27 protein-coding genes are annotated in these 25,260 nt (G+C 73.1%); 13 read left to right on the top strand and 14 right to left on the bottom strand.

Annotation, left to right across the window (positions count from 1 at the left end; translation table 11 throughout):
* Nucleotides 1-44: 44 nt before the first annotated feature.
* Nucleotides 45-629, top strand: coding sequence for a GNAT family N-acetyltransferase (locus MicB006_RS18755; RefSeq protein ID WP_116507830.1), 585 nt, complete (start codon nt 45-47; stop codon nt 627-629).
* A 124-nt stretch (nt 630-753) separates the two neighbouring features.
* On the opposite strand, the gene MicB006_RS18750 is transcribed toward MicB006_RS18755, so the two are convergent.
* Nucleotides 754-1,221: an SRPBCC family protein gene (locus tag MicB006_RS18750; protein WP_116507828.1), complete on the bottom strand. Its 468-nt coding sequence runs from the start codon at nt 1,219-1,221 to the stop codon at nt 754-756.
* 157 nt (nt 1,222-1,378) lie between these two features.
* Between MicB006_RS18750 and MicB006_RS18745 the strand changes: the two genes are divergently transcribed.
* Nucleotides 1,379-2,149 (top strand): GNAT family N-acetyltransferase, encoded by a 771-nt coding sequence (locus MicB006_RS18745; protein WP_116507826.1) that lies wholly within the window; start codon nt 1,379-1,381, stop codon nt 2,147-2,149.
* A gap of 23 nt (nt 2,150-2,172) precedes the next feature.
* Here the strand turns inward: MicB006_RS18745 and MicB006_RS18740 are convergent, their stop codons facing one another.
* Nucleotides 2,173-2,865, bottom strand: a complete 693-nt coding sequence (locus MicB006_RS18740) for a hypothetical protein (protein WP_370013352.1) — start codon at nt 2,863-2,865, stop codon at nt 2,173-2,175.
* Between the two features lie 47 nt (nt 2,866-2,912).
* Here MicB006_RS18740 and MicB006_RS18735 point away from each other — a divergent pair, with 47 nt between their 5' ends.
* Nucleotides 2,913-6,062, top strand: coding sequence for a BTAD domain-containing putative transcriptional regulator (locus MicB006_RS18735; RefSeq protein ID WP_116507823.1), 3,150 nt, complete (start codon nt 2,913-2,915; stop codon nt 6,060-6,062).
* A gap of 16 nt (nt 6,063-6,078) precedes the next feature.
* Here MicB006_RS18735 and MicB006_RS18730 read toward each other — a convergent pair whose 3' ends face one another.
* Together MicB006_RS18730 and MicB006_RS18725 are read right to left on the bottom strand one after the other, a co-directional pair.
* Nucleotides 6,079-6,903, bottom strand: a complete 825-nt coding sequence (locus MicB006_RS18730) for an ABC transporter permease (RefSeq protein ID WP_116507821.1) — start codon at nt 6,901-6,903, stop codon at nt 6,079-6,081.
* Complete coding sequence (locus tag MicB006_RS18725) at nt 6,900-7,856, bottom strand: ATP-binding cassette domain-containing protein (RefSeq protein WP_116511601.1); 957 nt, start codon at nt 7,854-7,856, stop codon at nt 6,900-6,902. Before MicB006_RS18725 ends, MicB006_RS18730 begins: the two co-directional genes overlap by 4 nt.
* A 126-nt stretch (nt 7,857-7,982) precedes the next feature.
* On the opposite strand from MicB006_RS18725, the gene MicB006_RS18720 reads away from it, so the two are divergent.
* A complete protein-coding gene (locus tag MicB006_RS18720) occupies nt 7,983-8,366 on the top strand; it encodes a hypothetical protein (protein ID WP_043329122.1) in 384 nt (127 codons plus the stop codon).
* 9 nt (nt 8,367-8,375) lie between these two features.
* Here MicB006_RS18720 and MicB006_RS18715 read toward each other — a convergent pair whose 3' ends face one another.
* Together MicB006_RS18715 and MicB006_RS18710 are read right to left on the bottom strand one after the other, a co-directional pair.
* Nucleotides 8,376-8,897, bottom strand: coding sequence for an SRPBCC family protein (locus MicB006_RS18715; protein ID WP_116507819.1), 522 nt, complete (start codon nt 8,895-8,897; stop codon nt 8,376-8,378).
* A gap of 3 nt (nt 8,898-8,900) precedes the next feature.
* On the bottom strand, nt 8,901-9,209 hold the full coding sequence (locus tag MicB006_RS18710) for a metalloregulator ArsR/SmtB family transcription factor (protein ID WP_116507817.1): 309 nt from the start codon (nt 9,207-9,209) through the stop codon (nt 8,901-8,903).
* Nucleotides 9,210-9,296: 87 nt separating this feature from the next.
* On the opposite strand from MicB006_RS18710, the gene MicB006_RS18705 reads away from it, so the two are divergent.
* Complete coding sequence (locus MicB006_RS18705; RefSeq protein ID WP_116507815.1) at nt 9,297-10,226, top strand: LLM class F420-dependent oxidoreductase; 930 nt, start codon at nt 9,297-9,299, stop codon at nt 10,224-10,226.
* A gap of 139 nt (nt 10,227-10,365) precedes the next feature.
* Here MicB006_RS18705 and MicB006_RS18700 read toward each other — a convergent pair whose 3' ends face one another.
* Complete coding sequence (locus MicB006_RS18700) at nt 10,366-10,779, bottom strand: hypothetical protein (RefSeq protein WP_116507813.1); 414 nt, start codon at nt 10,777-10,779, stop codon at nt 10,366-10,368.
* Nucleotides 10,780-10,846: 67 nt separating this feature from the next.
* Between MicB006_RS18700 and MicB006_RS18695 the strand changes: the two genes are divergently transcribed.
* Entirely contained in the window at nt 10,847-12,073 is a 1,227-nt protein-coding gene (locus tag MicB006_RS18695; protein ID WP_116511598.1) for an FAD-binding protein, read from the top strand.
* Nucleotide 12,074: 1 nt separating this feature from the next.
* Here the strand turns inward: MicB006_RS18695 and MicB006_RS18690 are convergent, their stop codons facing one another.
* A complete protein-coding gene (locus tag MicB006_RS18690; RefSeq protein ID WP_116507811.1) occupies nt 12,075-13,214 on the bottom strand; it encodes a site-2 protease family protein in 1,140 nt (379 codons plus the stop codon).
* A gap of 94 nt (nt 13,215-13,308) precedes the next feature.
* On the opposite strand from MicB006_RS18690, the gene MicB006_RS18685 reads away from it, so the two are divergent.
* Together MicB006_RS18685 and MicB006_RS18680 are read left to right on the top strand one after the other, a co-directional pair.
* A complete protein-coding gene (locus tag MicB006_RS18685) occupies nt 13,309-13,578 on the top strand; it encodes a type II toxin-antitoxin system prevent-host-death family antitoxin (protein ID WP_174361730.1) in 270 nt (89 codons plus the stop codon).
* A gap of 109 nt (nt 13,579-13,687) precedes the next feature.
* Nucleotides 13,688-13,855 (top strand): type II toxin-antitoxin system RelE/ParE family toxin, encoded by a 168-nt coding sequence (locus tag MicB006_RS18680; RefSeq protein ID WP_225980415.1) that lies wholly within the window; start codon nt 13,688-13,690, stop codon nt 13,853-13,855.
* Nucleotides 13,856-14,062: 207 nt separating this feature from the next.
* On the opposite strand, the gene MicB006_RS18675 is transcribed toward MicB006_RS18680, so the two are convergent.
* Together MicB006_RS18675 and MicB006_RS18670 are read right to left on the bottom strand one after the other, a co-directional pair.
* Nucleotides 14,063-14,245, bottom strand: a complete 183-nt coding sequence (locus tag MicB006_RS18675; protein ID WP_116511596.1) for a DUF397 domain-containing protein — start codon at nt 14,243-14,245, stop codon at nt 14,063-14,065.
* Between the two features lie 37 nt (nt 14,246-14,282).
* Complete coding sequence (locus MicB006_RS18670) at nt 14,283-15,119, bottom strand: helix-turn-helix transcriptional regulator (protein WP_116507809.1); 837 nt, start codon at nt 15,117-15,119, stop codon at nt 14,283-14,285.
* Nucleotides 15,120-15,390: 271 nt separating this feature from the next.
* On the opposite strand from MicB006_RS18670, the gene MicB006_RS18665 reads away from it, so the two are divergent.
* Nucleotides 15,391-15,705 (top strand): DivIVA domain-containing protein, encoded by a 315-nt coding sequence (locus MicB006_RS18665; RefSeq protein ID WP_116507807.1) that lies wholly within the window; start codon nt 15,391-15,393, stop codon nt 15,703-15,705.
* Complete coding sequence (locus tag MicB006_RS18660; protein WP_116507805.1) at nt 15,702-15,956, top strand: hypothetical protein; 255 nt, start codon at nt 15,702-15,704, stop codon at nt 15,954-15,956. Before MicB006_RS18665 ends, MicB006_RS18660 begins: the two co-directional genes overlap by 4 nt.
* A gap of 274 nt (nt 15,957-16,230) precedes the next feature.
* On the opposite strand, the gene MicB006_RS18655 is transcribed toward MicB006_RS18660, so the two are convergent.
* Together MicB006_RS18655 and MicB006_RS18650 are read right to left on the bottom strand one after the other, a co-directional pair.
* Complete coding sequence (locus tag MicB006_RS18655; RefSeq protein ID WP_116507803.1) at nt 16,231-17,493, bottom strand: ATP-binding protein; 1,263 nt, start codon at nt 17,491-17,493, stop codon at nt 16,231-16,233.
* A gap of 108 nt (nt 17,494-17,601) precedes the next feature.
* The gene (locus MicB006_RS18650) at nt 17,602-18,453 is read right to left on the bottom strand and encodes an alpha/beta hydrolase (RefSeq protein WP_116507801.1); all 852 of its coding nucleotides are present in this window, start codon (nt 18,451-18,453) and stop codon (nt 17,602-17,604) included.
* 139 nt (nt 18,454-18,592) lie between these two features.
* Between MicB006_RS18650 and MicB006_RS18645 the strand changes: the two genes are divergently transcribed.
* Complete coding sequence (locus MicB006_RS18645) at nt 18,593-19,336, top strand: SDR family NAD(P)-dependent oxidoreductase (RefSeq protein ID WP_116507800.1); 744 nt, start codon at nt 18,593-18,595, stop codon at nt 19,334-19,336.
* A 40-nt stretch (nt 19,337-19,376) separates the two neighbouring features.
* On the opposite strand, the gene MicB006_RS18640 is transcribed toward MicB006_RS18645, so the two are convergent.
* Both MicB006_RS18640 and MicB006_RS18635 read right to left on the bottom strand, forming a co-directional pair.
* On the bottom strand, nt 19,377-20,267 hold the full coding sequence (locus tag MicB006_RS18640; protein WP_116507798.1) for a L,D-transpeptidase: 891 nt from the start codon (nt 20,265-20,267) through the stop codon (nt 19,377-19,379).
* A gap of 73 nt (nt 20,268-20,340) precedes the next feature.
* Nucleotides 20,341-21,786 carry an alpha-amylase family protein gene (locus MicB006_RS18635; protein ID WP_116507796.1) on the bottom strand — a complete coding sequence of 482 codons (1,446 nt, stop codon included), beginning with the start codon at nt 21,784-21,786 and terminating at the stop codon, nt 20,341-20,343.
* A 236-nt stretch (nt 21,787-22,022) separates the two neighbouring features.
* On the opposite strand from MicB006_RS18635, the gene MicB006_RS18630 reads away from it, so the two are divergent.
* Nucleotides 22,023-23,780, top strand: coding sequence for a hypothetical protein (locus tag MicB006_RS18630; protein ID WP_225980414.1), 1,758 nt, complete (start codon nt 22,023-22,025; stop codon nt 23,778-23,780).
* Entirely contained in the window at nt 23,777-25,246 is a 1,470-nt protein-coding gene (locus MicB006_RS18625) for an NADH-quinone oxidoreductase subunit NuoF family protein (protein ID WP_116507792.1), read from the top strand. The genes MicB006_RS18630 and MicB006_RS18625 overlap by 4 nt, the downstream gene beginning before the upstream one ends.
* The last annotated feature ends 14 nt before the right edge of the window (nt 25,247-25,260 follow it).

Raw genomic sequence — 25,260 nt, 5'->3', positions numbered from 1 at the left:
GAACCGGATTGACACGCGGGGTGGTCCGAGGGGGAGAGTCGGGCATGCGCTTTCCGGTGTCCACACCGCCCGCCGTTCCCGCCGGCACGCTCACCACCGGCCCGCAGCCGACGTTGCCCGCCGAGGGCGGCCTGGTCCTGCGCCCCTGGGCGGACGGGGACGCGCCCGCCGTCCTGGCCGCGTACCAGGATCCGGAGATCCGCCGCTGGCACACCCGCCGGCCCGCGTCGCCGGAGCAGGTCCTCCAGTGGTTCGCCCACCTCCGTCGTTCCTGGCAGGAGGAGACGGGCGCGAGCTGGGCGGTGACGCGCGACGGCGCGGTGGTGGGCCGCATGGTGCTGGGCGGCTTCAACCTCGACGACGGCGAGGCCGGGTGCGCGTACTGGGTGGTTCCGGCCGCCCGTGGCGCGGGCGTGGCCTCCGGCGCGTTGCGGGCGGTGAGCGCGTGGGCGCTCGGCGACGGCCGGCTGCACCGGCTCTGGCTGGACCACTCGACCGGCAACGTCGCGTCGTGCCGGGTGGCGGTCAAGGCCGGGTTCCGGCTGGAGGGCACGAAGCGCAGCGCGGCGGTGCACGACGACGGGCGGCACGACATGCACCTGCACGCCCGCGTCCGCGGGGACGCCTGACGGCCCCCAGCGTGTGCCGGGACGAGGAGAGCGCGCCGAGCAGCACCGTCGCGCCCCTCCCGCTGCCCGGTCACCGCCGGCGGCTGCCCGCAAAAACCGCCGCCAACCCCGGCGTCCGCCGAGGTCAGCCGCCCGGTTCGAGGTACGCGGCCAGGTGCGCCAGCGAGGACGCGATGCCCTCCTCGTGTGCCGTCTGGTCGATGCCCGGCGGTACGCCGGTGGCGGTGACTGTCACCTCGGTGCCGTCGCCGGCCGCCGCGAGGTGCCAGGTCATGGTCATGGTGCCCGCGTACGCCGGGTCGTCGGCCTGGAACACCGCCGTCTGCGTCACCCGGCGCGCCGGTACGAGTTCGGCGAACCCGACGTCCACCACGTCGGTGGCGTCCGACGTCTTGCCCGGGCTGCCCGCCGGGTCGAGGTAGGTGAGCACCATCCGGAACCCGCCACCGGGCCGGGGATCCCACCGCTCGATCCGCCCGCGCATCCCGTCCGGCGGCAGCCACGCCTCCAGGGCGGCCCGGTCGACGAGCGCGCCGTACACCGCTGCCGGAGTGGCGGCGATCGTCCTGCTGCCCCGATCGATCCTGCTCACCCCCCAACCCTAGGCCCGCGCCCACCCGCTCGCGGGCGCACTCGTCGATCTTGGAGTTGTGGTGGTTGACGAATGTCGCCGAGTAGGGCGATTCAGGCGCCACAACTCCAAGGTCGACGGGGAGCGGGACCGGGGTGCGCCCGGTACGCTGCCGCGAATGCCGGTACGACCGCACCCCGACGCCCCTGACGACTCGCTGCTGTTCGGTGCCGACGACGCGCCGCTGGCCCGGATGCGGCTTCGGGATGACGACGGCACGCGGGTCGCGGCCGACGTCCGGCCGCTGCCCAAGGCGCCGCTCACCCGGCTCGTCGCGCAGGTACGGCATGACCTCGCCGGGCATCGGCTGGAGACGCCGGACGAGGCGCTGGCGGCGGCGCTGGTGGCCGACGGGCTGGAGCTGAGCCGGGCCGCCACTGACATGCGGCACGACCTGACCGACGTGCCCGGGCCGGTGGCGCTGCCGGACGGCTGGTCGCTCGGCGCCCCCGGCTGGGACGACGACCTCGCCACAGGGCTGGACGCGGCGTACGGCCCGGACCACCCGGACGGCCGCTGGCAGCCCAGCGACACCGAACAGGTGCGGGCGATGTTCGACACCGGTGAGCCGGTGCCGCCACTGGTGCCCGCCTCGGCCCGGCTGATCGACCCGGACGGCCGCAGCGCCGGGCACGTGCTGTGTGCCGGACCGGTGCCGTGGACCGACGACGACTGCGTCTGGATCCTCAACCTCGGCGTCGCGCCCCGCGCGCAGCGCCGCGGGTTCGGCCGGGCGCTGCTCGTCCACGCGTTGCGTGGCGCGCGGGAGGCGGGACTGCCGTCCGTCGGCCTGTCGGTGGTCGACGGCAACCCGGCCCGCCGCATGTACGACGCGGCCGGCTTCCGCACTCTCACCCGGGTGCTCACGGTCCGGATCCCCGACGCGTAGCCCGCCGACCGGGCGGTAAACGTTCAGGCGCCGGTGAGCAGAGGGTGGTGCTCGGACCAGAGCCAGCGCAGGTAGTCGCGTAGCCGTTCCGGGGTGGCGATCCACCCCTGGCCGGGATAGCGGAGCAGCCGGCTGACCTCGCCGGCCACCAGGTCGTACCCGGCCGCGCCGGTCTCCGGCACCGGGGCGTCCGGTGCGACGGCCACGGGCAGCGGAACCATCGGGATCCGCAGGCCGGCGTCGTCGCAGGCCCGCAGCACTGTGAGATAGACCCGGACCAGGTGGTACGGCGAGACGACGAGCGCGACGCTGCCGATGCCCAGCGCCCGCACCTGCTCCACGACCCAGGTGGCCTGCCGGCCGGTGCCGGTGACCGGCTCGGCCTGGAGCACGACCCCGTCGACCCGGCGCAGGCCGAGCCCGCGCAGCCGGTCCAGTGTGAGCGGGCGGTAGGTCCGCTCGGCCGAGTCGGTGTTCGCCACCAGCAGGTGCCGCAGCGCCGGGCCGGTCTCCCAGGCGCGGATCGCGTCGGTGAGACGCCAGTCCTCGCCCTGGCCGGTGGCCACCACCAGCGCGTCCACCCGCTCGGCGGCCCGGTGGGGGAGCGTGAGGACCATCGTGACCGCCTCCAGCACCGCCAAGAGCCGGTCGGCGGGGACGTCCGCGAACGCCTCGGCCGGCACGAGCCGCGGCAGCGGGCGGGACACACTCGTCACGCCCGCGATCTTGCCACCATCGGTTCGACGGCGGATGAGAGAGTGGCATGGTGCGGGTGGGGATCCTCGGGCCGCTTGAGGTCCGCGACGGCGATCGGCCGGTCGACGTCGCCGGGGCGCGGCTGCGGGCGCTGCTGATCCGCCTCGCCCTGGATCCGGGCCGGCCGGTGAGCGTGCCCGCGCTGGCCGAGGCGCTCTGGGGCGACGAGCCACCGACCGACACCGCGAACGCGGTGCAGACGCTCGTGTCGCGGCTGCGGCGGGCGGTGCCCGGCCTCGGCGTACGCAGCAGCCCGGCCGGTTACCGGCTCGACCTCGACCCGGACGACGTGGACGCCGGGCGGTTCGAGCGGCTGACCCGGCAGGGGCGGACGGCGCTGCGCGACGGCGACGCGGCGACGGCGCGGACGACGTTGCGCGACGCGCTCGCGCTGTGGCGCGGGCCGGCGCTGACCGAGGTCACCGACGCGCCGTACGCGGCGGCAGCGGTGGCGCGGCTGGCGGAGCTGCGGCTCACCGCGCAGGAGGACCGGATCGATGCGGAGCTGCGCACCGGGCGACCGGAGCTGATCATCGCCGAGCTGGAGGAGCTGACCGCCGCGCATCCGCTGCGGGAACGGCTGGCCGAGTTGCACCTGCGCACGCTCGCCGCCGTCGGGCGGCCCGCCGAGGCGCTGGCGGCGTACGAGCGGATCCGGCAGCGGCTCGCCGACGAGCTGGGCGTCGACCCGTCGCCGCAGTTGCGGGCCGCGCATCTGGAACTGCTGCGCGGCGAGGCGGCCCCGCCGCAGCAGCCGACGGCTGCGGCGCGGCGGGGCAACCTGCGGGCCGCGCTCACCACGTTCGTCGGGCGTGACGAGGACCTGCGCCGGCTCACCGGGCTGCTCGCCGGCAACCGGCTGGTCACCCTGCTCGGGCCGGGCGGGGCAGGCAAGACGCGGCTGGCGAGCGTGGCGGCGGGCCGGCTCGCCGACGGCGTGCCCGGCGGGGCGTGGCTGGTCGAGCTGGCGCCGATCACCGACCCGGCGGACGTGCCACGGGCTGTGCTCGACACGCTCGGCCGGCGGGACCGGACGCTGGAACCGGTACGCCAGCCGGCCCGCGACACGCTCGGCCGCCTGGTGGAGACGATCGCCGCCGACGAGACGCTGATCGTGCTGGACAACTGCGAACACGTCGTCGAGGCCGCCGCCCGGCTCGCCGAGGAACTGCTCGGCCGCTGCCCGGGACTGCGCGTGCTGGCCACCTCCCGGGAGCCGCTGGGCATCGTCGGTGAGGCGCTGGACCCCGTACCGCCGTTGCGCCTGCCACCGGCGGACGCGACGCCGGACGACGCGCTCGCGTACCCGTCGGTGCAGTTGCTGCGAGACCGGGCCGCCGCAGTGCGGCCCGGGTTCGCGGTGACCGGCGAGAACGTGGCGGCCGTGGTGGAGATCTGCCGGCGACTCGACGGCCTGCCACTGGCCATCGAACTCGCCGCGGCGCGGCTGCGCACGCTGTCGCCGCGGCAGGTCGCGGCCGGTCTGGACGACCGGTTCCGGCTGCTGACCGGCGGCAGCCGCACCGCGCTGCCCCGGCACCGCACGCTGCGGGCGGTGGTGGACTGGAGCTGGGGGCTGCTCACCGACGACGAGCGGCAGCTCGCCGAGCGGCTGGCGGTCTTCCCGGCGTCGGTCACCGCCGACTCGGCCGCCGGCGTCGCCGGCCCGGCCGCCGCCGCGCTGCTCGACGCGCTCGTGGACAAGTCGCTGCTCCAGGTGGTCGGCGACGGGCGGTTCCGGATGCTGGAGACCATCCGGGAGTACGGGCTGGAACGGCTCGCCGCCGCCGGGGCGGTGGCCGGGGCGCGGGCCGCGCACGCCGCGTACTTCCGGGAGCTGGTCCGGACCGCGGAGCCGCACCTGCGCACGGCCGGTCAGCTGCCGTGGCTGCGGCTGCTGGAGGCGGAACGGGAGAACATCGTCGGCGCGCTGCACTACGCCTGCGACGCCGGTGACGCCGACACCGCGCTGCGGATCGGCGCGGGGCTGGCGTTGCCGCTGGTGATCTGGGGCGACGACGGCGGCATCGGCGGTGACGTGCTGGCCCGCGCGCTGGCGCTGCCCGGCCCGGCTCCGGAGGAGGAGCGGGCGGTGGTGCTCGCCATCCGCATCGGTTCCGAGCTGGCACGCGGCGAGCAGGGGCCGACGCCGGAGCAGATCGCCGAGCTGACCACGACCCTGCGGGCGGTGGAGGGGACCAAGCACCCGATCGTGGGGCTGCTCGCACCGATGCTGTCGATCTTCGGCGACGACACCGCCGCCGGGATCGCGGCGATCGACCGGGCGCGGGGGCACCCCGACCCGTGGACCGACGGCACGTTGCTGGGGATACGCGGCAAGTTCAAGGAGAACGACGGCGACGCCGAGGGCATGCTGCGTGACCTGACCGTCGCAGCCGCGGAGCTGCGCGCGGTCGGCGAACGGATGAGCCTGTCGCACGTGCTCAGCGAGTACGCGGACGCGCTCACCAAACGCGGCGACTTCGACGCGGCGACAGCGGCGCTGGAGGAGTCGGTGCGGCTGGCCCGGGAACTCAACCCGGCCTCGGAGCCGGGCTTCCAACTGATCTGGCTCGCGGCCATCCGGGCCCGCTCCGGCGACGTGGCCGGCGCCAAGGCCGAGCTGCGCCGGTTCGTGACCGACCGGGACGGCCGGGACGGCGCGTTCGGGCTGATGATGCTCGGCAGCATCGCCCGTTCCGACGGCTCGCTGGACGAGGCGCAGGAGTGCCTCGCCGAGGCGATGCGCCGCCAGGCCGAGACGCCGCTGGTCGCCCCGCAGTTCCGTGGCCTGCTGCTGGCCGAGACGGGCCACCTGGCGCTGGCCCGCGGTGACCTCTCGGGTGCGCGCCGGTGCCTCGACGAGGCGACCACGCGGGCTCTCGCCGCCCGGGACATGCCGGTGGTCGCGATCATCGCGGTCGGCTGGGTGGCGTTGGCGGCGGCGGAGGGCCGGTACGAGCGGGCCGCCGAACTGCTCGGCGTCTCCGACTCGTTGCGCGGGCGGCCGGACCGCTCCAACCCCGACGCGCAGCGGCTCGCCGAGCGGCTGCGCGCCGAGCTGGGCGAGGAGAGTTACGCCGCCGCGTACGCCCGGGGTCACGGCCGCAGCCGGGCCGACGCCCTCGCGTTCGTGGGCGGCGACCCGGCTCGGTGATCGTCGTGCGGTCCGGTCAGGCGCGGCGGCGGTAGGCGCGGACCGCGAGCGGCGCGAACACCGCGATGATCGCCACGGTCCAGAGCAACGACCGGGTCACCGGCCCGGCCACCGGGCCACCGATCATCAGACCCCGCGCCGCCTCCATCACGTCGGCCACCGGGTTGACCCCGACCCACCACTGCAACCAGCCGGGCAGCGTGTCCGTCGGCACCATCATGTTGGTGCCGAAGGTCAGCGGGAACAGCAGCAGGAACGCCGTGCCCTGCACCGCGCCCGGGCTGCGCATCAGCACCCCGAGCAGCACGCCGATCCAGCTGACCGCGAACGCGAACGCGATGGTGAGCAGGCAGGCGGCGAGCGTGGAGAGCGGGTCGGTGCCGATCCGGAAGCCGAGCGCGTACCCGAACCCCAGCAGCACCGCGATGGAGACCACGAACCGGACCAGGTCGCCGACCACCGAGCCGACGAGCGGCGCGGACCGGGCGATCGGCAGGCTGCGGAACCTGTCGAAGACGCCCTTCTCCACGTCGGTGTTGAGGCTGACGCCTGTCGCGATGGACGCGAAGAGCACGGTCTGCACCATGATCGCGGGAAGCAGGAACTGCAGGTACTCGTGCTGCGAGCCGGCGACCGCGCCGCCGAGCAGGTAGACGAAGATCAGCACGAAGACGATCGGCTGAAGCGTGACGTCGAGCAGTTGCTCCGGGGTCCGGATCGTCTTGATCAGGCTGCGGCCGGCCAGCGCGAGACTGTGCCGGACCAGCCCGAACGGACGGGCCGCGGTGGGGGTGGCGCCGGTCCGGGACGGCATCGCCGCCGTACGGGTCGTCGTGGTCATGCCGCCACCTCCGTGGGCTCCTCGGCGCCGTGGCCGGTCAACGTGAAGAACACCTCGTCGAGGCTGGGCAGCCGCAGCGCCAGCTCGACCACCCCGATGCCGGCCTCGTCGAGCCGGCGGACCACTGCGGTGAACGTGGCGTCGTCGTCCACCGGCACGGTGAGCACGCCCGGCCGGGGCAGCTCGGGATCGGTCCCGGTGGCGGCGCGCAGGATCTCGGCGACAGCGCCGATCCGGCCCGGATCGGTCGGCCGGACCACGATCGTCTGACTGCCGGCGATCCGCTTCAGCTCGCCCGGCGTACCGTGCGCGATCACCCGCCCGTGGTCGATCACCGAGATCTCGTCGGCGAGCGCGTCCGCCTCGTCCAGGTACTGCGTGGTCAGCAGCACCGTCGACCCGTCGTCGACGAGCGAGCGAACCACGCCCCACATCTCCTCCCGCTTGGCCGGGTCCAGCCCGGTCGTCGGCTCGTCCAGGTAGATCACCTCCGGTCGGCCGACCAGGCTCGCCGCCAGGTCCAGGCGGCGGCGCATACCCCCGGAGTACGTCTTGGCCGGGCGCCCGGCCGCGTCGGTCAGGCCGAACCAGGCGATCAGCTCCGCCGCCCGCGCCCGGGCCTCACGACGGCTCAGGTCGAGCAGCCGGCCGATCAGCACCAGGTTCTGCGTGCCGGTCAGGTCCTCGTCGACCGAGGCGTACTGGCCGGTCAGGCCGATCAGCCGCCGTACCCGGGCGGCGTCGGTGACCACGTCGTGGCCGCCGACAGTGGCGCGCCCCTCGTCCGGGCGCAACAGCGTGGCGAGGATCCGCACCGCTGTGGTCTTGCCGGCGCCGTTGGGCCCCAGCACCCCCAGCACGGTCCCCCGGCGTGCGGCGAGGTCGATCCCGGCCAGCGCGGTCGTCGTACCGAACCGCTTGACCAGGCCCTCTGCCTCGAATGCGTAACTCATGACGCCGACGATGACCGGGGCCGCTGGCACCGGGCGCACACGCCGCGCACACCGCCGTGTGCGCGGCGGCGAAATCGAGTACGCGTGCTCATTCGCCCGCCCCGCCGGCCGGGCAGGATCGAAGGCGTGACAACGAGACGTACGCTGCTCGGCGGTCTGTTCCTGGCGCTGGCCACGGCCGGCGCGTGGGTGGCCTGGCTGAGCTGGGAGTCCGGCTGGACCGTGGACCCGCAGACCGGCGACATGAGCGGGCCGTACGCGGTCTGGCAGGTCGCCGCCGCGGTGCTGACCCTGGGCGCGCTGGCCGCCGTCGCCGGCTGGTGGCTGAACATCTGGCTGGTGGCAACAGTGATGACAGTGGCGTTCACCGTCCCGTGGGCGGTGCACGCCGCCTCGACCGACGACACCGGCCTGTGGGCGGTCGGGGCGGCGCTCGTGGCCATCGGCACCACCATCGGAACGACGCTCGTCGGTGGCGCCGCCGGGTGGCTGCGCCGCCGGACCGGGTGACGGCAGGCGTCAGCCGTGGTCCAGGCGTTCGGCGTACGCGTCGCGCAGCTCCGCCCAGCCGAAGTCCTTCGCCTGCGCGCCCCGGATCGGGCCGGCCGGGTCGCCGTCGAGCAGACGCGCGGCGACGTCGAGGCAGATGTGCCAGCCGGCGGCCGTCATCGCGGCGAGGTCGGGACCGCCGACCCGGTGCCGCAGCGTGAGCGTGGTGCCGTCGCCGTTCGCCGTCAGCTCCCAGCGCAGCAGGTCGTCGCCCCAGGTGTACTCCAGCAGGTGCGGCCGGTCGGCGCGCAGCACCCGGGCCGGCGCCGGGTAGGTCTGGTCGCCGTCGACGGCGCTGAGCACGGCGTCGCCGGTACGGCCCAGGTCACGGTCGGTCAGGAACGGCGCCCACTCGGCGAGCCGATCCGGGTCGGTGAGCGCCGCCCACACCTTCTCCGGCGGGTGCCGCAGGTCGCGGACGAAGACCAGCTCGTTCTCGGGTGTCAGCTCCACCCGGGCGAGCGGGCCGGGACGGAACGTGTCGCGGTCCATCTGTCACTCCTGACTGTCGAGGTGGCGTTCCAGGGCGTCGAGGTGCGCGGTCCACATCGACCGGTACGGCCCGAGCCAGTCGTCGACTGCCCGTAGCGGCGTGGTGTCGACCCGGTAGATCCGCCGCTGCGCGGCTGTACGGCAGGTGACCAGGCCGGCGTCGCGGAGCACCCGCAGGTGCTTGGAGACGGCCGGCTGGCTCATGCCCAGCGCGTCCACCAGCTCGCCGACGCTGCTCTCCGCCCGGCGCAGCCGGTCCAGGATGCGGCGCCGGGAGGGCTCGGCCAGCACGGCGAAGGCGTCGACTGTCACAGCTTCAATATGCCTCACTGGTTATATGCCTGGCAAGGAATGGCAGGTCGCGCTGCCTCGCGCCGGCCGGCTCCATATGCTCGGGGCATGGAACTGCGGATCTTCACCGAACCCCAGCAGGGCGCCACCTACGACCAGCTCCTCGCGGTGGCCCGGCGCGCGGAGGAGACCGGCTTCGCCGCGTTCTTCCGCTCCGACCACTACCTGAAGATGGGCTCGGTGAGCGGTGACCCCGGCCCGACCGACGCCTGGACCACTCTCGCCGGGCTGGCCCGCGACACCACCCGGATCCGGCTCGGCACGCTGATGACCGCCGCCACGTTCCGGCTACCCGGCCCGTTGGCGATCACCGTGGCGCAGGTCGACCAGATGAGCGGCGGCCGGATCGAGCTGGGCATCGGCACGGCCTGGTACGCCGAGGAGCACGCCGCGTACGGCATCCCGTTCCCGCCGCTGGGGGAGCGGTTCGACCGGCTGGAGGAACAGCTCGCGGTGATCACCGGGCTCTGGTCCACCCCGGCGGGCTCCACGTTCGACTTCCCCGGCACGTACTACCCGGTCAGCGACTCGCCCGCGCTGCCCAAGCCGGTGCAGCGCCCCCGCCCGCCGATCCTGCTCGGCGGCATGGGACCGAAGCGCACGCCCCGCCTGGCCGCCCGGTACGCCGACGAGTTCAACCTGCCGTTCGTCTCGGTCGAGGACACCGTGGCGCAGTTCCAGCGCGTGCGCGACGCCTGCGCCGAGATCGACCGCGACCCGTCCACGATGGCCTGGTCCAACGCGCTCGTGCTCTGCTGCGGTCGCAACGAGGCCGAGGTGAAGCGGCGCGCCGAGGCGATCGGCCGCGACCCGGACGAGTTGCGCGCGAACGGCGCCGCCGGCACGCCCGCCGAGGTGGTCGAGACGCTCGGCCGGTACGCCGAGACGGGCAGCTCCCGGGCCTACCTCCAGGTACTCGACCTGACCGACCTGGACCACCTGGAGCTGGTAGCCGCCGAGGTGATGCCCCACGTCTGACCCGGCCCCTGCCCCGCCGGGCCCACCCCGCCGATCTTGGAGTTGTGGCACCTCACAAGCTTCGCTCAAGGGGGCAATCCAGGCGCCACAACTCCAAGATCGACGAGCCGGGTGAGTGGCGCCGGGCGGCCAGGGGTGGTCAGCGTGGGGTTGCGCGGCGGACGGTGTCGAGGCGGCCGTCGCGGTCGCTGTCCAGGTACGTCACGTCGGGCACACCGTCGCCGTCCAGGTCGACCTGCACCACGTCGGCCACGCCGTCGCCGTCGAGGTCGGTCACCACCTCGACGGAGCCGTCCAGGTGCCGGGTCACGATCGACCGGCCCGACGCCTGGCGCGGCGGCGGCCCCGGGTGGGGCACCGGCGCGGGCTCGGGCTCCGGCGTGGGCCCCGGAACCGGGGCGGTCGCGGCGGGCGTCACCCCCACAGCGGCGGGCGCCATGCCCGACGCGGGAGGCGTGGTGCCGGTGAGGTCGGGGTCCACGCCGGTCGGGTCGATCTCCTCCTCCGACGGGTACACGTCGCCGCGGAGGCTCGGGTCGCGGTAGCTGCTCATTCCGCCAGGATTCCCGCCGAGTGGCCGGGGCAACCCTGTCGGCGCATGATGGCGGATGATGCAGCGCATGACGGACACCAACTGGGCCGGAAACGTCAGCTGGTCGGCGCGTACCCGATCGCGGCCGACCTCGACCGACGAACTGCGGCGGCTGGTCGCGGACGCCGACCTGGTCCGGGCCGTCGGCACCGGCCACTCGTTCAACCGGCTCGGCGACACCACAGGCACCCAGATCGCCCTGGACGGCATGCCGCCCACCGTCGCGCTCGACCCGGACCGCGGCGCCGTCACCGTCGCGGCCGGCGTCCGCTACGGCGATCTGGCCACCGAGCTCCAGGCTCAGGGGTACGCGCTGGCGAACCTCGCGTCGCTGCCGCACATCTCGGTGGCCGGCTCGGTCGCCACCGCCACCCACGGCTCCGGCGCGCGGAACCGCAACCTCGCCGCCGCCGTCGCCGCGCTGGAACTGGTCACCGCAGACGGCGACCTGATCACCGTCGACCGCAGCGATCCGCGGTTCGCCGGGCTGGTGGTCAACCTGGGCGCGCTGGGCGTGGTCACCCGGCTCACGCTCGACGTGGTGCCCACGTACGCGGTGCGCCAGCACGTCCGTCTGGGCCTGCCCCTCGCCGCGCTGGACGAGGCGCTCGACGCCGCGTACAGCGTCAGCGTCTTCACCTCGTGGCGCTCCGAGCGCTTCGACCAGGTGTGGGTGAAGCAGTACGCCGACCAGGCCCCGCCGCCCGCCGACTGGCTGGACACGGTGGCCGCCGACTCGCCCCGGCACCCGGTGCCCGGCATGTCACCGGAGCACTGCACCGCGCAGCTCGGCGAGCCGGGGCCGTGGCACGAGCGGCTGCCGCACTTCCGGCTCGGCTTCACCCCCAGCAGCGGCGACGAGCTGCAGTCCGAGTGGCACGTGGCCCGCGGCGACGCCATGGCGGCGCTCGCCGCGCTCGACCCGGTCGCCGAGCGGATCGCCGCCGTGCTCCAGATCTGCGAGCTGCGTACGGTCGCCGCCGACGAGCTGTGGCTGAGCCCGAACTTCCGGCGCGACTCGCTGGCGCTGCACTTCACCTGGATCGGCGACCCGGTGGCTGTCGCGCCGGTGCTGGCCGAGGTGGAGGAGCGGCTCGCCCCGTTCGCGCCGCGCCCGCACTGGGGCAAGCTGTTCGAGCGCGATCCCGCCGCCGCGTACCCCCGACATGAGGACTTCGCCAAGCTGCTGCGCGAGTTCGACCCGAAGGGGAAGTTCCGCACCGCCGAGATGGACCGCTACTTCCCCCGGGACTGATTCACCGCCCGGCCGGCGTCTGCTGGCGCAGGCTGCCGCGCTGGACCGCCCGGCTGATATCGCTGGGCGAGACGATGCCCACCAACTGGTCGTCGATCACCACGAGTGCCCGGCCGTCGGTGCACTCGTTGAGGCGGGGCAGCAGGTCGGTGAGCTGCTCCTCCGGGCGGGCGAGCACCAGTTCGTCGGCCCGGCAGGAGACCTCGGCCAGGGTTGTCGAGGCGCGGCGGTCCGCCGCGATGCCGCGTACCCGAGCGAGCGTGACCAGACCGACCGGCCTGCCGTCGACGGTGAGCGGCAGCGCCGAGTGCCGGTACGCGAAAAGGTAGTGGTCGACGAAGTCGGCCACCGTGAGGTCGCCGGACGCGGTCTGCGGCTGCGGCGTCATGACGTCGCCCACCCGGATGCCGCGCAGCGCGTCGCCCATCCGGGCGGCGCGTTCCTCCTGGCCGGCGGCGCCGAGCAGGAACCAGCCGATCAGCGCCAGCCACAGCCCGCCGAACCCGGCGCCGGTCAGGAACCGCCACAGCCCGAGCCCGATCAGCACGACACCGAGCACCCAGCCCGCGCGGGCCGCCACCACCGACGCCTTGGTTCGATCGCCGGTGAACTTCCAGACCGCCGCGCGCAGCAGCCGCCCGCCGTCCAGCGGGGCGGCGGGCAGCACGTTGAAGATCGCCAGCAGCACGTTGATGCCCGCCAGCCAGGCCAGCGCGCCGAGCAGCAGCCCGTGCCCACCCGCTGCGGCGACGGCCACCGCGATCGCCGCGAAGAACACGCCGAGGATCAGGCTGACCAGCGGCCCGACCCCGGCGATCCGAAGCTCGGCGCCAGGGTCCTTCGCCTCGCCCTTCAGCTCGGCGACGCCGCCGAACAGCCACAGCGTGATGCCCTCGACCTCGATGCCGTTGCGCTTGGCGACGACCGCGTGCGCCACCTCGTGGGCGAGCAGGCCGACAAAGAAGACCACGGCGGCGGCCAGGCCGGCCGCGACGTAGGCGATGGGGGAGTGACCGGGGTACGAGGCGGGAAACAGGCTCGCCGACAGCGCCCACGCGATCAGCACGAAGATGACCAGGACACTCCAGTTGACGCCGACCGGTACGCCAGCGATCCGACCCAGACGGAAACTCGCCCTCATGTTTCCGTCATACCCGGCGCACCCACCCGCACACCAGGGTCGGCAGGCGGCACTTTTGCACTTGTACGAGTCGTACGAGTTGTACGATCGGGATATGAGCGAGCCCGCGGCCGAACTGCCGATCTCCGATGCCCGAGACAGCCTCGCGGATGTCGTGTCGCGTGCCCACTACGCGGGGCGGATCACCTATGTGACCCGCCGTGGGCAGCGCTTGGCGGCTATCGTCCCCGCCGAGCTTGCCGAAGCGATCGAGCGAGCCGAGGACGCCGCAGATGTCTCGGCGGCCCGCGATGCCCTGGCCCGCATCGACGCCGGCGACACCCCCGTCCCGCTGGCCGACCTGCGCGACGAGCTCGGCTTGTGACGCTGCCACCGGAGCCGGTCTTCGCCGTCCGGGTCGATCGAGCCGCCGCCAAACTGCTGCGCAAGCTCGATAGACCCGTGCAGGCCCGCCTTGTCGACGCCCTCGCCTCGTGGCCATCGAGCCCCGTCCGGCCGGGGTGAAGGCGCTAGCCGGGCATCCCGGTCTACTGCGCATACGGGTCGGTGACTACCGCATTATCTACACCGTCCGCGATCAAGAACTGATCGTCCTCGTGGTTCACCTCGGCCATCGTGGCGACGTCTATGACACGCTCTGATCTCCCGGCCGGGATTCGAGGGCTGGATGAGGAGCTGCTCCTCCCAGAACCGGACGCTCGCCGTCACGGCCTCCAGTGTGGTGCGTTCCGCGAGTAGGTCGGCGAAACCCGTTGATCCGGAAGTAGCCCGCCGGGTTGTTCACCGGAAGCCGCGCAGCACACTGTCAACACGCCGACACCGCCGCTCCCGTGCTGGCGAGGAGCCCCTCAGCGGCTCAGGGTCTCGCTCTTGACGGCCCGGATGAAAGCGGTCCAACTGCTCGGCGGGAACGCGAGGGCCGGACCGGCGGGGTCCTTGCTGTCGCGTAGCCCGACCACGCCGGGCAGGTTGTCGGCGACCTCAACGCAGTCGCCGGAGCCGTTGCTACGGGTGCTCTTGCGCCAGGTCATCGTCGCCTGGTTGGCCTTTTCCACCCGCGCCGTCCTCTCAAAGCTCGTCGATCGCCCCCAGGATGAGGTCGCGCGACTCCCGGGCGCCGGCCGCCGTGGCGACCAGGTGCTCGAAGACGCGGCTGTACTCCCTGACCTGTTGGCCTTCGAGATAGAGGCTACCCGCGCGGGTCTCGACGTAGACGACCCCCGGATCGGCCGGCTCGGGGAAGGTCAGCACGCTGAAGGCGCTGCCCATCGAGCCGTACTCGCCCGCGCCGAAGGTCAGGATCTGGATGGTGCGGCCGGGCCGGTCCGCCTCCTCGGCCAGCCGCCGCAACTGCGCCGCGAACAGCTCCGCGCCGCCGACCGGCCGCCGTAGGGCTGCCTCGTCCAGCACCACCCAGAGTTTCGGCGGAGTCTCGGTGTCCTGGCGGCGCATGCGCAACTCCACCCGCCGGTCCACCTCGTCGGTCGGGGCGTCCGGGTGCTCGGCGCGGATGACCGCGCGGGCGTAGTCGGCGGTCTGGAGTAGACCCGGAATCAGCTGTGGCTGGAAGGCGCGGATCTCGGACGCCTCGGCTTCCAGCCCGACGTAGACCTCGAACCAGTCCGGCAGCACGTCGTCGTACGCCTGCCACCAGCCACGCTTGCGGGCGTCGCGGGCGACCTGGACGAGTGCGTCCACCTCGTCGCCCTCCACCCCGTACAGCTCGAGAAGTCCACGGGCGACCGGCGGCATGACGGACACCTGGGCGTTCTCGATGCGGCTGATCGCCGACTTCGAGATACCCACCTCCTTGGCAGCCTGGTCGGCGGTCATGCCGGTCTGCTCACGGAGGCGACGGAGGGCAGCGGCCAGGCGTCGACGTCGGACGGTCGGGCTTCCAGTCATGCCGGTCAGTGTGGCGGAACCGGACGAGCTTCGCAATGACACACTCCCGAATCGGGAGTTGCGTAAAGGGTGCAGTTCGCTGCACGATGGGTGAGTGGCCGGATCGGCTGGGTTACCGGTTTGTCGACCTGAGTCACGTGCTGTGCCCTGCTGACGTACTGCTGATCGAAGGCTGCGGTGGCAGGTGCCGGGGTGGGTCCGCCGGTGCGGGGCGGGTCGGTGGGCCCGCCCTTCCACGGTTCGATCTCGACGGTGAGGGGCAGGTCCTGTCATGCGCGTCTTCCTCCGGCGTGTCCGGCGTCGCCGGCGGTCGGTCCTCGGATCGACCTGCTACCGCTCGTCCGCCTACCAGCCCCTGCGCCCGTGGCAGGTCCGTGAGCGGAGCTTCCCGACGACCCCGCTGGGTCGGCGCGGGCTCGACCCGCAGGAGGTGCGGGAGTTCCTCGACCGCGTCGCCGGTGACCTGGCCGCCGTCTACGACGCGCTGGCGCAGAGCCGCCGGGAGACCGACCGGATCAAGAACGCGCTGCGCCGCTGGCAGTCGGAGCAGGCCCGGGCCCGCAACGAACGGGGGTACGACAGGTGACCGAGCGCTGGGTGATCCACCTGCCGGTCGTCGTCAACGACCTGCTCTCCGCTCAGCGGCTGGCCCGGGTGGTGGCGCACTGGACGCACGTCCTGCCACAGGCCGAGCCCGGCGGCACCACTGTCTCGGCGGAGGACGACCAGAACGTTCGTCACTGGGTGTTCTGCGACCGGTTGCTGCCCGGCGGGCAGCGGTGCCTGCTCCGGCCTGGACACGACGGTGAGTGCTCCCGGCGGTTCCGGCCGCGATGAGTACCGGCCGGAACAGAGTCGGACAGCACCCGTGTGCCGTACCGGCAGCGGAGTATGTACGAGTCGTGACCAACGAGGACGTCGAGCAGGCCCGCCGGAGGCTGGCACAACAGCCGCCGATCACCGACGAGCAGCACGACCGGAACATGGAGTGGCTGCGCCAGTTCGGGGGATGACTCGTGGGGGTCGATCGCCCGATCCCAGACGTCGCCCTCGCCCGGCTGGCGGGTATGTCCACTCCGGTGCGGGGAGCGACCTACGGAAGGGAACGAGGTCAGGCTGGTGGCGGTGCGGAAGTCTGCCACAGTGCGCTGACCGGCAGGGCGCGGAGTCTGTCGCCGAACGGCAGCGTGGAGGTGCCGGTGTAGAGGACGATGCCGGCGATGAAGTCGTCGCCCAGACGGTCGGCGAGTCGGCGTAGGCCGCGGAAGTCGTCGGGTCCGACGGTGGTGGCTGCTTTGACCTCGATCCCCACGACCTGGCCCGCCCTGTTCTCGAGCACCGCGTCGACTTCGTACCTGCTCTGGTCGCGGTAGTGGGACAGGTCGACGGGCTGATCGGACCAGGTGAGCTGGCGGGACAGTTCGGACAGGACGAATGATTCGAGTAGTGGGCCGAACGGTGCGCCCGGTCGGAGTAGTGCGCGAGCGTCGGTCGCGGTCTCGTTGGCGGCGATACCCGAGTCGACGAAGATCAGTTTCGGGGCTGCGGTGGCACGGGTGCCCAGGTTGCGGGACCATCCGGGGATCCGTTTGATCAGAAAGATCTCCTCCAGAGCTTGGAGGTAGCGGGCGATCGTCGGCCGGCTCAGTCCAAGGGCGGATTCGAGGGAGTTGGCGGCGATGATGGTCGCGGATCTGGCCGCCAGGAGGCGTACCAGTTTGCGGAGTTCGCTCTTGTGTTGGATGTCGGACAGTTGCCGGACGTCGCGGTCGATGAGTGCCTGGACGTAGGCGTCGAGGAACCGTTGGCGCCGGCGTGGGTCGGTGCGGGTGGTGGCCTCGGGTAGGCCGCCGCGCACGATTCGGGCCGCGTAGTCGGCGCGGGTCACGTCGGACTCGTGTCGCAGGTCCGGGCCGAGCGCGAAGACGGCGTCGATGAATCCGTCCGGCGCTGCGTCGAGTTCGCCCTGGGAGAACGGCCATAGCTCGACGGTTTCCATCCGGCCGGGCAGGGCGTCCGGGGCGGCCACCATGCCGAACAGCCGGGACGAGCCGGTGAGCAGGTACCGGCCGGGGCGCGGGTCCTCGTCGACGGCTGCCTTGATGGCCAGTAGGAGCTCCGGGGCGCGCTGGATCTCGTCGATGACCAGGAGTTCGGAGGAATCCACGAAGCCGACCGGGTCGGCGATCGCCGCCGCCCGGTCCTGTGCCCGGTCGAGGTCGCGGCGCTCGGCGAGACGATCGCCGGCGACGATGCGGACCAGCGTGCTCTTGCCTGCCTGGCGTGCTCCGCTGATCAGCACGACGCGGGTGTCGGCGAGCGCGGCGTCGACCTGCGCGGCGGCCCGACGCGGAATCAAATGCGGGGTCGGCACGACATCATGATAGCCGGCGAGGGTTTCGATCTGCGAGGGTATTCGTGTGCGATTTGCGGCATGCTCATATTCGAAACGCGGCTGCTCGGTGTTCGGTTTGCGGCGGGGTCAGGGACGTCGAGGGGCCTCGGCGACCACTGTCGGGGAGTACTCGTTCGCCGCCTCCACCGCCCACTCCAGCGCGTAGTCCGCCTCCTCCTCCCAGCCCGGTTCGCCGCCGACGAAGTGCGACCGGCCGGGGAACTCCCGGTAGCCGGTGAGCGCCGTCGAACTCCGGTAGAGGTTGGCGATCGAGCTGGCCAGGGTTGCGGGCACCACGTGGTCCTCGCCCCCAGCGGTGATGAGAAGCGGGGCGCGGTCGCTGCGCTTCTTGTCGATCTCGGTGGCCGATTTCGGGTCCAGGTTGGCGAACGCCGCCTCGAACAGCACGTGCCCGGCGCCCGGTACGGCGTACCGCTCCCAGGCGGCGTCGGACTGCTCCTGGCTGATGGTGTTGCCGAAGGCGTACCGGAAGTCCTCCGGCGTGAACGGCACGGCGCGGTGCCGGTTCGCCGGGTTGTGCAGGATCGAATACCCGGAGCGCAGCGTGCTGGGCGGCAGCTTGAGCACGCCCCGTACCGGCGCGGGGTGCACGGCGACCACCGCGGCGCCGAGGCGCCGGTCCAGCAGCAACTGGGCGATCAGCCCGCCGAACGAGTGGCCCATGATGATCGGCGGGCGCGGCAGGTCCCGGACGATGGCCGCGTAGTGCTCGGCGATGTCGGCGATGCGCTGCGCGGCGATCGGCGCCGGGTCGGCCCGTAGCTCCTCCACCTCGCGGTCCATGCCGGGCCAGGCGGGCGTGAGCACCTGGAAGCCGCGCGCGGCGTACCGCTGCGCCCAGCGCTCCCAGCTCCGCGAGGTCATCCAGAGCCCGTGGATGAGCACGATCGTGTCGACCCGTCCCGTCGGTGCGCTCATGTCTAGTCTCCCCGTTCCGCCGCTGGACGGCCCGCGCGTACCCGGACTGGGTGCCGGCAATCCTGTCTGATCGAACGGACAGGAAATGGACGGGCGACCCGGATGATCAGCGTCCTGAGTCGACTGTCAGGATGACGGCATGACGGTCAGACTTGCCGACAGGGTTGCCCTGGTGACGGGCGGGAGCCGGGGTATCGGCGCTGCCGTCGTGCGCCGGCTGGCCGAGGACGGCATCCACGTCGCGTTCACCTACCGCACCGCGGAGGACAGCGCGAAGTCCGTGGTGGCCGAGATCGAGGCGTACGGCCGGACCGGCCTGGCGATCAAAGCGGACAGTACCGACGCGACGGCCGTCGTCGGCGCCGTGGAGCGGACCGTCGCCGAGTTGGGGCGGTTGGACATCCTGGTCAACAACGCCGGGGTGTTCGCGGGTGGGCCGATCGAGTCGGTCAGCCTCGACGCCCTGGACCGGGCGATCGCGGTGAACGTGCGCGGGGTCTACCTCGCCACCCAGGCGGCGGTACGCCACATGGGTGCGGGTGGGCGGATCGTCAACATCGGCAGCAGCTTCGCCAGCCGTGTCCCGGCACCGGGGGTGAGCGCGTACGCGATGACCAAGAGCGCCGTGAACGGGCTGACCCGGGCGCTCGCCCGCGAACTCGGTCCGCGTGGGATCACCGTCAACCTGATCCTGCCCGGCTCGACCGACACCGACATGAACCCGGCGGACAGCGCGGGCGCGGACGGGCAGCGGTCGCACATCGCCCTCGGCCGGTACGCCGATCCGGAAGACGTGGCGGCGACTGTCAGTCACCTGGTGGGCGTCGGCGGACGGCACGTCACCGGCGCGTCGATCGCGGTCGACGGCGGCGCGACGGCCTGAGCGGATCCGGGCCGACGGCCGGCTGCCGGGCTGACCCCGGTCAGGGCAGGCGGTCGACCACCACGAAGGCGGTGCCCGGCTCGACCTCGGTCAGCAGCAGGCGCTGGGCGCTGCGGGTCAGCCGGATGCAGCCGTTGGTGACGTTCTTGCCGAGCGTGTCGTCGTTGTACCAGCTGTGCAGGCCGATGTGGGCGCCGCGCAGGCCGGTCGGCACCGCGTCCGGGTCGTCGGGGATCGCGCCGAGGGCGAAGATGTCGACGCCGCCGTAGACGGCCTCCGGGGGCGGGGTGCGGCCCAGCACGAACGTGCGGCCCAGCGGGGTGAGCTGGCCGGACATGCCGAGGCTGACCGGCCAGGTGCGCATCGCGCGCCCGTCCCGGCTCCAGGTGAGGCGGTGGGTGCGCCGTTCCACCACGATCTGGTCGCGCAGCGCGACAGTGGTCCAGCCGCCCGAGGGCAGCCAGGCGATGGTGCGGTTGGCTGACGGGAGCAGCACGGCGGTCCAGCCGGAGCGGCGTTCGACGATCGGCACGGTGAGCCGTACGCCGTTGATGGTCGGCGCGAGGAAGGCCAGCGGACGGCCGCCCGGCGCGTCGTACGCGGCGACGTTCCGGTTCGGGCGCAGCCCTTCGCTCAGCGGGCGGGTGTCGGCCGGATCCGGGTCGGGCGGGAAGCCGCGCGGCGCCGGATCGTAGGTGATCACCGGCAGGTCGTCCGGCGGGGGCGCGGCGGGCGGCACCGACTCGTACGGCGACGGGCTCGGCGCGGCGGTCGTGGCCGAAGGCGCGGCGGCGGCCGGCGCGGACGGGCGCGCGGGCGTGGCGGTCAGCGCGCGGCCGACCAGCAGCGCGGTGACGAGCAGCAGCGGTACGGCGAGCGCGGCGATCAGCCAGCCGGGAGGCCGACGTGTGGCAAACCGGTCGAACAGCACGAAACTGACTGTAACTGACCGGAAGCCCCCGTACCCGGTACTACGGGTACGGGGGCTTCGCGGCCCGGGTGGCTCAGCTCAGCTTCGCGCCGATGTGGATGGCGATCGCGTCGTGGGCGGGGACGTTCGCGGCGAACCAGCCGGACGAGTCCACCGTGATCACCGGACCGCTGCACGAGCCGTTGCTGAACGTGCCGTGGACGACGTCGCAGTAGCGGCCCGCCGGCAGCCCGGTGTAGTACGAGCGCCCGTTCACCGCGCTGCCCTCGTCGTTGATCGTCAGGTAGCCCTTGCCGGTACGGCTGAACGCGATGTGCTGGTAGCCGTTGTCGTACCAGTTGGAGACCCCGGCGCCCTCGGTGGCGTTGCGGAAGCCGACCATGTTGGCGATGACCGGCCAGCGGTGCTCGCACTCCCAGCCCGAGTAGCAGGTGACGTTGGTGATCCGGTTGCTGCCGTCGGCGGGCGGGCCCTGGTCCCGGCCGCTGTAGGTGAAGCTCGACATCACCGCCGGGGTGCCGTACGGCCAGGCCAGCATGAACGCGTTCGCCAGCGCGTACGTGCCGCGGTCGCGGTAGGTGAGCACGCCACCCTCGCGCTGGGTGTCGTGGTTGTCGGTGAAGACCACCGCCTTCGCGCTCGACAGGTAACCCCAGGACTCGCCGAAGTTCCGCAGGTACGCGAGCCGCTCGTTGTTGAACATCCGGGCCAGGTCCTTGCCGTACCGGAACTCGTGCACGTCACCGTTGCCGGTGTACTCGGTCGGCTGGATCGGCTCACCGGCGCCGTAGATGACCTCCTGCACCAGGTACGCGCTGCGGTTCAGCTTGGCCTTGATCGCGGCGATGTCGGCGGCCGGCATGTGCTTGCTGCCGTCCAGCCGGAAGCCGTCGACGCCGAGGGAGAGCAGGTCGTTGAGGTACGCGGCGAGCCGGCCGCGCACGTACTCCGACTCGGTCTTGAGGTCGGCGAGGTTGACCAGCTCGCAGTTCTGCACCTCGTACCGGTCGTTGTAGTTGGCGATGTCGTTGTTGCCGTTGCGCCCGCAGTAGTGGAAGTCCTGCGCCGAGTAGACGCCGGGGTAGTTGTAGTGGCCGTACGACGAGCCGGCCCAGCCGGTGCCGCCGTTCTCCTGGCCGGACATGTGGTTGACCACGGCGTCGACGATCACCTTCACGCCCGCCGCGTGACACGTGTTCACCATGGACTGGAACTGCGCGCGGGTGCCCTTGCGGGACTCGATCCGGTAGCTGACCGGCTGGTAGGACACCCACCACTGGCTGCTGTTGACGTGTTCCTGGGGCGGGGACACCTGCACGTAGCCGTAGCCCTTCGGGCCCAGCGTGCTGGTGCACTCGGCGGCCACCGAGGTCCAGTTCCACTCGAAGAGCTGGACGATGACCTTCTTGGCGCCCGGGGTGGCGGCCGTGGCCGGGGGAGCCGCCGCCGTGATCGGGACGAGCAGGCTCGCGGCCAGGCCCAGGGCGAGCGCCGCGGCGCGGAATCGGCGTCGATGCATCAGGACTCCTGCGGGTACGGGGGTACGGGGGAGTGGAGCCTGTCTCAGTGCTGGCTTCTTGCAACCTGCGCTGAAATTTTGCGGCAAGGTTACGAGAATGTTGCAAGGACTGTCAACGCATGCGCATTCGTCGTTGCGTCACGCGCTACACGCGCGTCCGGTGCGGACGGTTCGAAAAACCGGCCGAGAAATTCGCCACCGGAGGTGATCCGTCCGCGCCCTCGCTCCGTACCTGAGTGGGGAGCAGGGTCGGCCGGTGGGGGCGCCGCCGCGAGACGATCGAGGAGCAGATGGCCCGGGCACAGCAGAACGAGAAGACGACGACCGTCCGGACCACCAGCAGCAGCCGTGGTGCCCGGACCATGTCGAAGTCCGCGATCGCGGCGCTGACCGCTTCCGCGCTCGGCCTCGCGTGGGCCGGAGTGGAGCTGGCCGGCGCCGGCGGGCTCATGTACTCGTACGGATTCTTCTTCACCGAGTTCTTCGCCGGGGTGGTCGCCCTGGTCGCACTCAGCATCACCGTGATGCTGGGCCTGCTCGCCACCGACCGCCTGGTGCTGCTCATCCGGCACCGCGTGCTGCTCCAGTCGGCGCACCGCGCCACCGGCGTGCTCGGCGTGGCCGGACTGGTCTTCCACGTCATCACCAAGGTGGCGATCGGCCGGGCCGGCCCCACCGACGCGGTGGTGCCGTTCATCGGCGGCACCGGCCTCTACGTCGGGCTCGGCACCGTCGCCGCGCTGCTGATGGTGGGCGTGCTCTGGACCGGAATCGTCCGGGTCCGGTTCGCCGGAGTCGGTCCCAAGTGGTTCTGGCGGGCGCTGCACTCGATGGCGTACGTGTCCTGGCCGTTCGCGCTGGTGCACGGCCTCAACGCCGGCCGGCCCGCGGCGACCTGGGTGCTGCTCAGCTACCTCGCCTGCGTGCTGGCCGTGGTGCTGGCGCTGATGGTGCGGCTCTCCGTCCACCTGGGCAAGCGCAGCCGGGAACAGCACCAGGCCGCCGCGCTCAACAAGGCCATGGCCGGCAAGGGCGAGGAGCGGACCGGCGTGTTCGCCGTGCTCACCCGCAAGAAGGCCACCGCCAAGGAGGACAGCGGCGCCGGCCGGGGCCGCTGGGCCGAGGCGACCGCCACCTGGACCGCGCCGGCCGGCACCGCCCGGCGGCGCGACCCCGAGCGGTTCGCCGTACCCGTGGTGCCGGAACCCGGGTCGCTGCGCGAACCGGTCCGCGCGACCGCCGCCCGCCGCCGCGACGCCGAACGGGTCGCCGTCCGGGTACGCGAGGAGGAGCGCGAGCCGGTCCTCCTCGACCGGGACGAGGAACTGGTGCCGGCACGCCGGTCCGACGGTGAACGGTCCCGCCGTCGTCGCCGGTCCGGCGAGGAGCCGGCGGCCCGCCGGTCCCGGACCGACGAGGAGCGGGTGAGCCGCCGGTCCCGGCTGGACGAGGAACGGGCCGCTCGCCGCTCCCGGGCCGACGAGGACGTCGCCGCCCGCTACTCGGCGCCGCCGGAGAGCGGTGGCCGCCACTCCGCGCCCCCGGACACCGGGGGCCGCCACTCCGCCCCGCCGGACAGCAGCCGCTACGCCACCCCGGCCGAGGTGGCCCGCTACTCCGCGCCGCCGCGTGCCGGCAGCGAGCCGGAGGAGCCGTGGGACAGCCCGCGTCGCTGGGAGACCCGCCCGGTCTCCGGTAAGCCGATCTCAGCCGGGCCGATCTCCGGCACCCCCATGTCGGCGGAGCCGCTCAGCGGGTCCGGCCGGCGCTACCGGGACGAGGAGGACGTGCCGGAGGAGCCGGACTACTGGCGCCCGCCGGCCCGCTACGACGCCGACGAGGCGTTCGTGGACGACACCCCGACGCTCGTCGACCTCGCCTCCCGCCGCGCCATGCGGGCCGGCAAGGACAGCCGGTCCGGCCGTCGCAAGCGGGCCGACGCGGACGCGGTCGACGGGGCGTACTGGGCCGGGCTGCGGGGTGAGGCCCGGTGACGCGGCAGGCAACCGTCCCGCCGGTCGCCTGCGTCGGCGAGCCCCGCCTGACCGCCGGCTTCGCCGAGTTCGGCCGGCTCGACCTGCTCGCCCACGAGGAGGTGCACGGCCCGATCGGCCCGATGGAACCGGCGGCGCTGCTGCGGCTCGCCGAGGCGATCGACCTCAAGGGCAAGGGCGGCGCGGGCTTCCCGTTCGCCCGCAAGCTGCGCGCGGTGCTGGAGTCCTGCGAGCGGCAGGACCTCTCCGCCGTCGTGGTGGTCAACGCCACCGAGGGGGAACCGGCGAGCTGGAAGGACAAGGTGCTGCTCACCCGCGCCCCGCACCTGATCCTGGACGGCGCCGCGCTGGCCGCGTTCGCGCTGGACGCGGAGGAGATCGTCATCGGCGTCGCCGACGACGACGTGGGCCGGCCCTCGCTGGCCGAGGCGTTGAAGGAACGCCGGATGCCGGTGCCCACCACGATCGTCACGGTGCCGCACCGGTTCATCTCCGGCGAGGGCGGCGCGCTCGTCAACGGCATCAACGGCCTGCCACACATCCCGCCCGGCACCAAGAAGCGCTCCAGCGACTCCGGCGTCGGCGGGCTGCCCACCCTGCTGTCGAACGCCGAGACGTACTCCCAGCTCGCCGTCGCCGCCCGCATCGGCCCGTACGAGTACGCCGCGCTCGGCACCGACGACGAGCCCGGCACCGTGCTGCTCACCGTCACCGGGTCGGCGAAGCGGCCCGCCGTGGTGGAGTGCGCCGCGGGCACCCCGCTGCGCGAGATCCTCGACCTGTGCGAGGTGCCGCCCGGCCCCGGCATCCTGATGGGCGGCTACCACGGAAAGTGGATCACCGCGGCGGCGGCGGACCGGGCCGAGGTGTCCCGCAAGGGGCTCACCGCGGTGGGCGGCACGCTCGGCGCCGGCATCATCGTGCCGCTCGGCGCCGACACCTGCCCGCTCGGCGAGGCCGCACAGGTCGTGCGGTACCTGGCCGGCGAGTCCGCCGGGCAGTGCGGCCCGTGCAAGATGGGCCTGCCCGACCTGGCCCGCTCGGTCGACCTCGCGGTCTCCGGCAGCGCCCCGGTCGAGCTGGTCCGGGCCGCGGCCGGGGACGTCAAGGGACGCGGCGCGTGCAGCCACCCGGACGGCACCGCCCGGTTCGCGCTGTCCGCCATGGAGGTGTTCGCCGACGACCTGCGGCTGCACGCCACCGGCGAGGGCTGCGGCAAGCGGGTCAAGGGCACGATGGGCCTGCCCGGCGCGCCCGACGCCAACCCGCAGAAGCTCACGCTGGACTGGTCCCGCTGCGACGGGCACGGGCTCTGCGCCCACGTGGTGCCGGACTTCATCCGGCTCGACGGCAACGGATACCCGGCGTTCCCGCCCACCCCGGTGCCGACGTGGCTGCGCGAGGGCGCGCTCAAGGCGGTAAAGGTCTGTCCCGAACTCGCGCTCCGGCTGGTCCGGGCCGAGTAGCGACCACTCCAGGA

This window comes from Micromonospora sp. B006 (assembly GCF_003408515.1).
GTDB classification, from domain to species: Bacteria; Actinomycetota; Actinomycetes; order Mycobacteriales; family Micromonosporaceae; genus Micromonospora; species Micromonospora echinospora_A.
This window is presented reverse-complemented; position numbering and strand designations above follow the sequence as displayed.

Bases quoted from the DNA above. Each gene is read 5' to 3' on its own strand.
- MicB006_RS18695 (WP_116511598.1), top strand. From the start codon at position 10,847: ATGACGGACACCAACTGGGCCGGAAACGTCAGCTGGTCGGCGCGTACC.
- MicB006_RS18685 (WP_174361730.1), top strand. From the start codon at position 13,309: ATGAGCGAGCCCGCGGCCGAACTGCCGATCTCCGATGCCCGAGACAGC.
- MicB006_RS18755 (WP_116507830.1), top strand. From the start codon at position 45: ATGCGCTTTCCGGTGTCCACACCGCCCGCCGTTCCCGCCGGCACGCTC.
- MicB006_RS18675 (WP_116511596.1), bottom strand. From the start codon at position 14,245: ATGACCTGGCGCAAGAGCACCCGTAGCAACGGCTCCGGCGACTGCGTT.
- MicB006_RS18730 (WP_116507821.1), bottom strand. From the start codon at position 6,903: ATGACCACGACGACCCGTACGGCGGCGATGCCGTCCCGGACCGGCGCC.
- MicB006_RS18700 (WP_116507813.1), bottom strand. From the start codon at position 10,779: ATGAGCAGCTACCGCGACCCGAGCCTCCGCGGCGACGTGTACCCGTCG.
- MicB006_RS18725 (WP_116511601.1), bottom strand. From the start codon at position 7,856: ATGAGTTACGCATTCGAGGCAGAGGGCCTGGTCAAGCGGTTCGGTACG.
- MicB006_RS18705 (WP_116507815.1), top strand. From the start codon at position 9,297: ATGGAACTGCGGATCTTCACCGAACCCCAGCAGGGCGCCACCTACGAC.
- MicB006_RS18670 (WP_116507809.1), bottom strand. From the start codon at position 15,119: ATGACTGGAAGCCCGACCGTCCGACGTCGACGCCTGGCCGCTGCCCTC.
- MicB006_RS18665 (WP_116507807.1), top strand. From the start codon at position 15,391: ATGCGCGTCTTCCTCCGGCGTGTCCGGCGTCGCCGGCGGTCGGTCCTC.
- MicB006_RS18745 (WP_116507826.1), top strand. From the start codon at position 1,379: ATGCCGGTACGACCGCACCCCGACGCCCCTGACGACTCGCTGCTGTTC.
- MicB006_RS18635 (WP_116507796.1), bottom strand. From the start codon at position 21,786: ATGCATCGACGCCGATTCCGCGCCGCGGCGCTCGCCCTGGGCCTGGCC.
- MicB006_RS18690 (WP_116507811.1), bottom strand. From the start codon at position 13,214: ATGAGGGCGAGTTTCCGTCTGGGTCGGATCGCTGGCGTACCGGTCGGC.
- MicB006_RS18735 (WP_116507823.1), top strand. From the start codon at position 2,913: ATGGTGCGGGTGGGGATCCTCGGGCCGCTTGAGGTCCGCGACGGCGAT.
- MicB006_RS18650 (WP_116507801.1), bottom strand. From the start codon at position 18,453: ATGAGCGCACCGACGGGACGGGTCGACACGATCGTGCTCATCCACGGG.
- MicB006_RS18715 (WP_116507819.1), bottom strand. From the start codon at position 8,897: ATGGACCGCGACACGTTCCGTCCCGGCCCGCTCGCCCGGGTGGAGCTG.
- MicB006_RS18645 (WP_116507800.1), top strand. From the start codon at position 18,593: ATGACGGTCAGACTTGCCGACAGGGTTGCCCTGGTGACGGGCGGGAGC.